We start from the raw sequence: 8,416 nt of genomic DNA, 5'->3' as shown, positions 1-8,416 counted from the left end.
CGCCCTTCTCCCTCTGGAGACATGTGAATAGAGATCTGACGAGAGGCCATATAATCAATAAATGCTTGAGCAAGACGTGGGTTGTCTAACACCATCAATCTAATCATTGTTACTTCCTATTCATACTATGGAGATGCTTGAAGCGTTTAAGTGATAAAGCTATTAACCCGCAATCACCGGAAGTTCAGCACGATGCCAAGCTTCGAAACCGCCATCAACACTATATACCTCTTCAAAGCCTTGGTTCACTAAATATTGTGCCGCGCCTTGGCTACTAATACCGTGGTAACACATCACTAAGATAGGCTGTTCGAACTCAACCTCATCCATAAACGACACCATTGTATCGTTAGTCAGGTGGTAGGCGGTTTCTGAATGGGCTACCGCAAAAGATTGCGGATCTCGTATATCGACAAGTCGAGCTTCACTTTGTTCAATAAGGGCTTGAGCGCCTTTAACGTCGATATGTTTAAACTGGTCCATGACTTTCTCTTTTTATACTGATTTACTTTGCTGCCATTGTAACCTATCCCAAGGCTAACAATCACACCCACTTAATAAGGTTATCCACCAGCGATCACTTTTACACCATTTGTGGATAAATCTGTGAATTGCGTGAATAAAGTGCCTTTTTAAAAATAGATCCACAACATGTAGTAATGATCCTGATCTAACTGTGGGTTAACTGAAACATATCCCCACTCAAAAAAACCTGTCAAAGCCTTACTACACCCTGCTTTTAGACAGCTGACGAATAAATTCCTCACAGAGTTATCCACAAAATCATTTTGCAAATTTCGATCGCAAAAGTTGAGAAATCGATCCAAAACAAAAAGGCCGAGATCTCTCGATCTCGGCCTTTTCAAAATTAAGCTATTTGCTTGCTACTATGAGAAACCAAATACTATTAAAAATTAAATGCTATTAGAAGTCGCCAACTGCTTGCTTCAATTTCTTCATCGCATTCTTTTCTAACTGGCGGACACGCTCTGCAGAAATGCTATAGGTATCCGCTAAGTCTTGCAGTGTTGCTTTGTTGTCGTCTAACCAACGTGAGCGAACAATGTGTTGACTACGCTCGTCTAAGCTCTTCAATGCGAGACCTAAGCGATTATTAGTATGAGATTCCCAGTTAGCTGCTTCAACCGTCTCAGCAACGTCTGACGCTTTATCTTCTAGGTAATAAACTGGAGCTGTGTAAGCAGAACCACCGTCGTCGTCGTCCATAGGCGCTTCAAACGTCGCGTCTTGTGCCGCTAAACGAGATTCCATTTCTCGAACTTCTGAAGGCTCAACACCCAGTTCACGCGCAACCGTCTCAACTTCACCGTTATTGAACCAACCTAAACGCTTTTTAGACTTACGAAGGTTAAAGAACAATTTACGCTGTGCTTTAGTCGTTGCGATCTTAACGATACGCCAGTTACGCAATACGTATTCATGAATCTCAGCTTTGATCCAATGAACAGCAAAAGAGACTAGACGGACACCAACTTCTGGATTAAAGCGCTTAACAGCCTTCATCAAGCCGATGTTACCTTCTTGGACAAGGTCAGCCATTGGCAGCCCGTAGCCAGAGTAGCCTCTTGCAACGTGCACCACGAATCGTAGGTGTGAAAGGATCAAGCCTTTCGCAGCGTCGATCTCACCTTTGTAATGTAATCGCTCTGCAAGTCCACGTTCCTCGTCAGGCGTCAGCATTGGGTAACTGTTCGCTGAGCGGATATAGCTATCTAAACTATCTTGTGTGACTAAAGCCATTTGATACGCTTGGTTTGCCATTCGGTTCCTCATCAATCTCTGATCTGGAGTAATACATCTATTAAAACCCGACAATCTTGAACCTAAAATGAACAGGTTTCAAGGAGGGGGAAGTAATTATGCATAATCAATTCGTCTATACAAGGCAAAAACTGGTTAAGAACTGCCTATTTTTCGTATAAATATGACTCTATTCACCTAAACTGGTTCAATTTCTTTGAGATGACGCTGTGCAGAAAGCTTCGCAGCTACACTACCAAGCAAGGTTCCGACGATCAAAAGCAGTAAAGATTCATCCCAACTCAGGCCAATTAAGCGGAAGTGGCTATCGTACAGCTGAGCCAAGTCATCCACAGCACTGTTCAGTAATACGGTAATCAATGCCGTCATTACCCACGCGCTAATCGAACCTAAAACACCAAACCACATTCCAGCATAGAGGTATGGTCGAAGAATGTAGCTGTCGGTAGCACCAATCAGCTTCATGGTTTGAATCTCTTCTTTATGCGCCAACACATTAAATCGTAATGTGTTGCCGATAATCAGAAATACTGCGCCCAGCATCAGCACAGTTAAGGTAATCACGATGACGGCTGCAAGTGCTTTGATAGCATCCAGTCGAGCTAACCAGTCTTCATCTAAACGAACATCGGTGACTAACTTTTGCTTCTTAACCTTGCCTGCCAGTTCTTTAATTAACGTGTCGCTGTGTACGCTTGGCGTAATCACCAAAACACCTGGCAATGAATAATCATCTAGGATAGTTAGGGCGTCCTCAAAACCAGAATACTGGCTAAGATCTTCAAGACCTTGCTGCGGAGAAATGTACTCAACCAGATCGACTTGGTCCCAACTTTCGATTTCATCCTTAAGCACCATGACTCTCGGCTCAGGGATACCATCCTCTACATAGGCACTAATTTGTGACGGGCTGGTGACATCTTGCGCCACTTCACCAACGTTCTTGCCCAGTAGGTACAAACAAGCGGGCATAGCTAAAGCCATTGAAATCACCGCAAGCGTCAGCAAGTTACCCAACGGACGCTGCCACATTTGCGAGAACGATGACTTGGCTTGTTTCCAATGAACAACAAAGAAACCGTCGCTTGAAGCCCGGTTTACTGCTCGATTGGATTGAGGTTTCTTAATGCGCTTATTCGCGGCCATAATCTTCAACCTCACTCAAAAAGCCTTGGTTTAATTCCAGATGTCGATATTGAGGGCGAGTGTTCACTAACCCGATATCGTGCGTCGCTAGCATGATCGTGACACCCGCACGGTTGAACTCTTCAAACAAGCGTAATACACGACTCGATAGTTCAGGATCTAGGTTACCAGTTGGTTCATCCGCTAAAAGCAGAGTTGGACGGTTAACCACAGCGCGAGCAATACCGACCCGTTGTTGTTCACCCCCAGAGAGCTGGCTTGGCAAACAACGGGCTTTATCTAATAAACCGGTTTTGTCCAACGCAGCGCTGACTCGACGTTTAATTTCGTTTTCAGAAATAGATTCTATACGCATAGGCAGAGCGACGTTATCGAAGATCGAGCGATCCATAAGTAGGCGGTGATCTTGAAAGACAATCCCGATGTTACGGCGTAAAAAGGGAATGTCTTTGGCTGGGATACGAGTAATATCGTGATCGTTAAACCAAACACGTCCGTCAGTTGGACGCTCTATCGCGCAGATCAACTTCAGCAAGGTACTTTTACCAGCACCAGAGTGCCCGCCTAAAAATGCCATCTCTCCTCGTTTGAGATGAAAGTCCACTTTTTGGAGCGCTTGTCGTCCGCCTCGGTAGGCTTTGCTCACTTGCTGAAATTTGATCACCGAAAATTCCTCTTACGATCACTCATATCAAATTTAAAACGGTAGCAGGTTAAGAATAAACCACTTTGCTACACGCGTTACTCTTCGCGGCTAAATAGTGCTTCAATAAAGTCTTTCGACTCAAATGGACGCAGGTCGTCAATGCCTTCACCCACGCCAATGTAGCGGATTGGAATCTGGAACAGGTCAGCAATTGAGAAAATTACGCCACCTTTCGCTGTACCATCTAGCTTAGTTAGCGTAATGCCCGTTACTGGTGCCACGTCACTAAACAACTTCGCTTGGCTAATCGCATTCTGACCGGTACCTGCATCTAGCGTTAACATGATTTCGTGCGGTGCAGAATCATCGATCTTCTTCATTACACGAACAATCTTGCGTAGCTCTTCCATCAAGTTGCTCTTGTTCTGCAAACGGCCTGCAGTATCTGCAATCACAACATCAACACCACGCGCTTTCGCCGCTTCAATCGCATCGTAGATAACAGACGCGCTATCGGCACCAGTGTGCTGAGCGATAACCGGAACATCATTACGCTGCCCCCAAACCTGAAGTTGTTCAACCGCTGCCGCACGGAAGGTATCACCCGCCGCCAGCATCACTTTCTTGCCTTCACTTTGGAATTGTTTCGCCAGCTTACCGATAGTGGTTGTTTTGCCCACGCCATTCACACCCACCATTAAGATAACATAAGGTGTTTTAGTGGTATCAACAACCAGTGGCTGTTCCACTTGGCTCAAGATTTCTGACATCTCTTCTTTAAGCAGACCATAAAGCGCTTCACCGTCTTTTAGGTCATTACGGGATGCTTTTTCTGTTAGGTTTTCAATGATCTTCACGGTGGTATTCATACCCACGTCGGCGATCAGAAGTTGCTCTTCTAATTCTTCAAACAGGTCTTCATCGATTTGCTTGCCTTTGAACAAACCAAAGAAGCCAGCACCAATGTTTGCTTTAGTACGGCTTAGGCTACGCTTAAGTCGTGCAAAGAAGCTTTCTGTCGGCTTCTCTTGAACTTCTTCAACCTTAGATTGAGAAGCAATCACTTCTTCCTGTTCTGCTTCTGCTTCTGCTTCTGCTTCTGCTTCTGCTTCTGCTGCGACAGGCTGCTGATCTTGTTGAGCCTCTTCAAGCGTTTGCTCTGACTCCGCAAGTTCAGATTCAACAGACTTAGGTTCCGTTGATTTAGCGTCTTCAACTTCAGGTGCGACCTGTTCAGCCTCAACTTGTGATTCAACTTCAGTTTGATCTTCAACGTTTTCTACGTTCGCTTCATTCTGAGTTTTTGGGCTTTGTTCTTCTTCACCAAAACCAAGCCACGATAATAATCCGCGCTTCTTTTTTTCCGTCATCAGAGGAGTTTCCTAGATCTACTAATTAGCTGTATTGACTTAATACACGTCGACTCTTTGCTATTGTTATACAATACAAGCTTGTACAAACGAATAGTAAAGAAAAATGACAAAGCAGTGATAAGTTTGCTTTTAGCTTGATACACTTTGTCATTGTAAATTTATTTAATACTCGAACCCACTTAAATTGGGCTCGGTATAGTATCACTTTATTAGCGGTCAAAAAATCTATGGTAAGACGTCGCCAGCAAAACACATCACAAAAAAAGCCATCCGGAGGCTTTGTTCGAATTATTAGTGGCTCATGGAGAGGTAGAAAGCTGCCTGTTCATGATTTAGAAGGATTACGCCCAACCATTGACCGAGTCAAAGAAACACTCTTTAACTGGGTGGCACAAGATATCCCACATTCGACCTGCTTGGATGTATTCGCCGGTTCTGGTGGTCTAGGTTTTGAAGCCGCTTCTCGCCAAGCAAAAATGGTGACACTGCTCGAAATGAATCAAAAAGCGGCCAAACAGCTTTCTGATAACGCGAAAGAGCTCAAAGCAGACAACATCAATGTAGTCAACACTGATGCTATCTCTTTTCTTAAGCAGCCAGGCACTCCTTACGATATGGTCTTTCTCGATCCTCCATTTCGTAAAGGCTTACTCGCAGAAACAGTACAACTGCTTGAGAGCAACGGTTGGCTTGCCGACAACGCCATCATTTACGTCGAGACAGAGAAAGAGCTAAAACTCGAAGCTATGCCAGAAAACTGGGAATTACACCGCGATAAGACCACTGGCCAGTCGAGCTACCGACTGTTCAATCGAATCACTGAAGAATAGGAGTTATTGAATGAAGTTCTTGCTTCCACTAGCAAAAGCAGCCATCGCCTTTGTTTGGTTTATCTTAATCGCCAATATTTTCTACCCATTCCCGGGTAATGCTGCGATTGCGCTTTATATCATGACAGCATTCTTATTCTTCATGCACGGCCTGCAAATGCTGATTTTCATCGGTGCTTTTGGCGATAAGATCGAAATGTCACGTTGGGAGAAGTGGTCCATATTGATTTTCGGCGTCTTTGCCCTACTCGATATCCGACGCAAACACATGATGTAATAAAGCTTAAGCTTAGATATAAAACGCTTAGCGACAGAAAACATCATGACAGAAACAGTTGATACAAAAGCGCCGCTCATTTGAGCGGCGTTTTTTTATTCAGCGATGATACTGATGTTAGCCCATGTAGCCCTTTACACCATCTAGGAACATTTGCGTCGACAGCATAACCAACAACAGGCCCATCAAGCGTTCGATGGCTTTAAGGCCTCTCTCACCTAGTACTCGTAGGAAGAAGCCATTAAACATCAGAATAAAGAAGGTGGCGCCCCAAGCCAGCATCACTGCGCCTGAAAGCTCTAACATGTTGTCAGGGTGCTGTGTCGACAACAGAATCAATGCCGCAATCACTGAAGGGCCAGCAATCATAGGGATCGCCATCGGCACAATAAACGGTTCTTCACCCGCCGCGAGGCCAGTAATACTACCCGCACTTGGGAAAATCATCTTAATCGCGATGATAAACAGAATAATACCGCCAGAGATACTCAAGGTTTCAGGCTGCACATGCAGGAAGTTCATGATGCTTTGACCAGCAAACAAGAACAGCAGCAGGATAATCAGCGCAAACATGAGTTCACGAACAAGAACAATACGGCGACGCTTCGGATCAATATGCTTAAGGATAGAAAGCACGATTGGTAAGTTGCCAAGCGGATCCATAATAAGAAACAGCATGGTCGCTGCAGATAAAATTTCCATAAGTTTGTCTCGAAATCGTAAGTGCGCGGAGTATAGCAGCCTCAAGATTGATTTTCGAACACAGTAACAAACTTAGGAATTTACGTTATTGGAAGGGTATTTATGAGAGCCAAACGAGGGAGAAATGGTCGGAGTGGAGCCGAGAATATCGCATCCACTCGCTAATCACAGTTCACTGTTCACCGGCGACAAGAACTGATGGTCATTCAAGATCAGTGATTACAAACACGTTCGCGATTAGTGCAAAGCTTGTCATCAATGATCACGACCTTTTCCATTTTCAGGAAAAACTTCAGTAGGCCATCCAAATCCAGACCGTTCAGCTTACACGTATGAAAGCGAGCTTCAGCGCCATAGGTTTGAGCAAGCTCTTGCGTCAACTCTTCACGAGTCAGTGGCTTTTCACTCAGTAAGTTTAAAACGTTGTGTGCATGAATTTCGGTAGTCATAAGTCTATCTCATGTTAAATGAAGTAGACGTAGAGTACCTACTTTCATCTGAGCTGCCTTGATGTAGCTCAGAGTTAAGCTAGCTCTACCCTAAATGGTGAGGGAAGCAACGATGAGAGCGTGTGCAAGAAAGTAACTGCCCGTTACCCAAAAATAAGCGCCCTTAATTGGGCTGCGATAGAAATTTAGGGCGTACGCCAATGCGGAAAGCAGCAGCACGCAGCAACCAACAAAACCAACAGCATGTGATAGCTGAGGCTCAAGTAACCAGACTTCACCAGAAGCCCAAGCAAGCTGAATGAGTACAATACCCATGATAACCACTGGAAAAACGAGTTTGTCTAAGCGAGGGAGTAATAGGAAGAAAGCAACGATACATGCAGCTAACAGCAGCGCGAACAACCACCAGACCATTTCTCCTGATAGCTGTAACCAAAATGCTTTGCTGTAACAAAGTTGAGCCAACAGGAAACACACAAAATGCAGAAGACGTTTTTGAGTAACAGTATGAAGCACATCTGCGATCGCGGATATAGCTAACCCAGCGACTACCCAATAGGTAAAATCAACGACAACAGATTGAGTTAGAGCAATAATCGCCAATAATACAAAGGTAAAGACCTTATACAATAAAGCCTGACCGATATGCCCATGTTTCGTTCCTGTTATTGCTCCAATACCAGACAAGGAAACCGCCAACCAACTCCACATATCATTTGCCCTATTGCTTTTAATCGTCGCCAGTCTAGGCACACGGATGTTGATGTAAAGCCTCAGCCCTTCAAAATTGGATCTTGATTACGCTTCCACTAAAAAGAGCATCTTTAGATTGAAGTCGTCACAATACCTGCAGCGATAGTGATTATTCCTTTTAAAATAGACTCATTGTTCGGAAAACTCATATAAATTGACGCTAGAGAACCCAAACTTAAATTCCAATCACTTCTATCCTGCCAACGCCACAATATGTCGCTATATATTGCAAATACCACATAACTAAAAGTTCAAAATCAAATACACAAAAATATTAAAAACAAACACTTAAAATCAAAAAACAGACTTACATAGAACTTTCCAACACTATACAAACCTAGACTTACAAAGTGCGTAAATTACCTTTATAAAAACCACTTTGTCAGGTTTCGCTAAGCTTCCTGTCAAAAAACCATCACAAAAATTAAACCTAAAACCTATAAAGCTTAATTAAACAA

General features: G+C 43.9%; 10 protein-coding genes and 1 pseudogene. 2 read left to right on the top strand and 9 right to left on the bottom strand.

The features are described 5' to 3' along the window. The 6 genes and pseudogenes from AB4496_RS11805 to ftsY form a co-directional block, all read right to left on the bottom strand. Positions 1-107: pseudogene (locus AB4496_RS11805) on the bottom strand (rhomboid family intramembrane serine protease GlpG); the annotation flags it as partial. A gap of 55 nt (positions 108-162) precedes the next feature. Beyond that, entirely contained in the window at positions 163-483 is a 321-nt protein-coding gene (glpE, locus tag AB4496_RS11800) for a thiosulfate sulfurtransferase GlpE (RefSeq protein ID WP_009848240.1), read from the bottom strand. A 441-nt stretch (positions 484-924) separates the two neighbouring features. Next, positions 925-1,782 (bottom strand): RNA polymerase sigma factor RpoH, encoded by an 858-nt coding sequence (gene rpoH / locus AB4496_RS11795; RefSeq protein ID WP_029223159.1) that lies wholly within the window; start codon positions 1,780-1,782, stop codon positions 925-927. A gap of 177 nt (positions 1,783-1,959) precedes the next feature. After that, on the bottom strand, positions 1,960-2,928 hold the full coding sequence (gene ftsX / locus AB4496_RS11790; RefSeq protein ID WP_009848238.1) for a permease-like cell division protein FtsX: 969 nt from the start codon (positions 2,926-2,928) through the stop codon (positions 1,960-1,962). Beyond that, entirely contained in the window at positions 2,915-3,592 is a 678-nt protein-coding gene (gene ftsE / locus AB4496_RS11785; protein WP_009848236.1) for a cell division ATP-binding protein FtsE, read from the bottom strand. Before ftsE ends, ftsX begins: the two co-directional genes overlap by 14 nt. Positions 3,593-3,669: 77 nt before the next feature. Beyond that, complete coding sequence (gene ftsY, locus AB4496_RS11780; RefSeq protein ID WP_102258045.1) at positions 3,670-4,944, bottom strand: signal recognition particle-docking protein FtsY; 1,275 nt, start codon at positions 4,942-4,944, stop codon at positions 3,670-3,672. Between the two features lie 230 nt (positions 4,945-5,174). On the opposite strand from ftsY, the gene rsmD reads away from it, so the two are divergent. After that, entirely contained in the window at positions 5,175-5,777 is a 603-nt protein-coding gene (gene rsmD, locus AB4496_RS11775) for a 16S rRNA (guanine(966)-N(2))-methyltransferase RsmD (RefSeq protein ID WP_009848234.1), read from the top strand. A 10-nt stretch (positions 5,778-5,787) separates the two neighbouring features. Beyond that, complete coding sequence (locus tag AB4496_RS11770; RefSeq protein ID WP_009848233.1) at positions 5,788-6,054, top strand: DUF1145 domain-containing protein; 267 nt, start codon at positions 5,788-5,790, stop codon at positions 6,052-6,054. A 117-nt stretch (positions 6,055-6,171) separates the two neighbouring features. On the opposite strand, the gene AB4496_RS11765 is transcribed toward AB4496_RS11770, so the two are convergent. From AB4496_RS11765 to AB4496_RS11755, 3 genes are all read right to left on the bottom strand, one after another. Next, positions 6,172-6,756 carry a YhgN family NAAT transporter gene (locus AB4496_RS11765; protein WP_009848232.1) on the bottom strand — a complete coding sequence of 195 codons (585 nt, stop codon included), beginning with the start codon at positions 6,754-6,756 and terminating at the stop codon, positions 6,172-6,174. 212 nt (positions 6,757-6,968) lie between these two features. Then, positions 6,969-7,205 (bottom strand): YecH family metal-binding protein, encoded by a 237-nt coding sequence (locus AB4496_RS11760; protein ID WP_009848231.1) that lies wholly within the window; start codon positions 7,203-7,205, stop codon positions 6,969-6,971. Between the two features lie 90 nt (positions 7,206-7,295). Then, positions 7,296-7,916, bottom strand: a complete 621-nt coding sequence (locus AB4496_RS11755) for a lysoplasmalogenase (RefSeq protein WP_009848230.1) — start codon at positions 7,914-7,916, stop codon at positions 7,296-7,298. Positions 7,917-8,416 lie beyond the last annotated feature (500 nt).

Origin of the sequence: Vibrio sp. 10N.222.46.A1, assembly GCF_041473595.1 — a bacterium.
Taxonomy (GTDB): Bacteria; Pseudomonadota; Gammaproteobacteria; order Enterobacterales; family Vibrionaceae; genus Vibrio; species Vibrio tasmaniensis_A.
The sequence above is the reverse complement of the archived record's forward strand: the minus strand, read 5'-3'. Positions and strand labels throughout refer to the sequence as shown.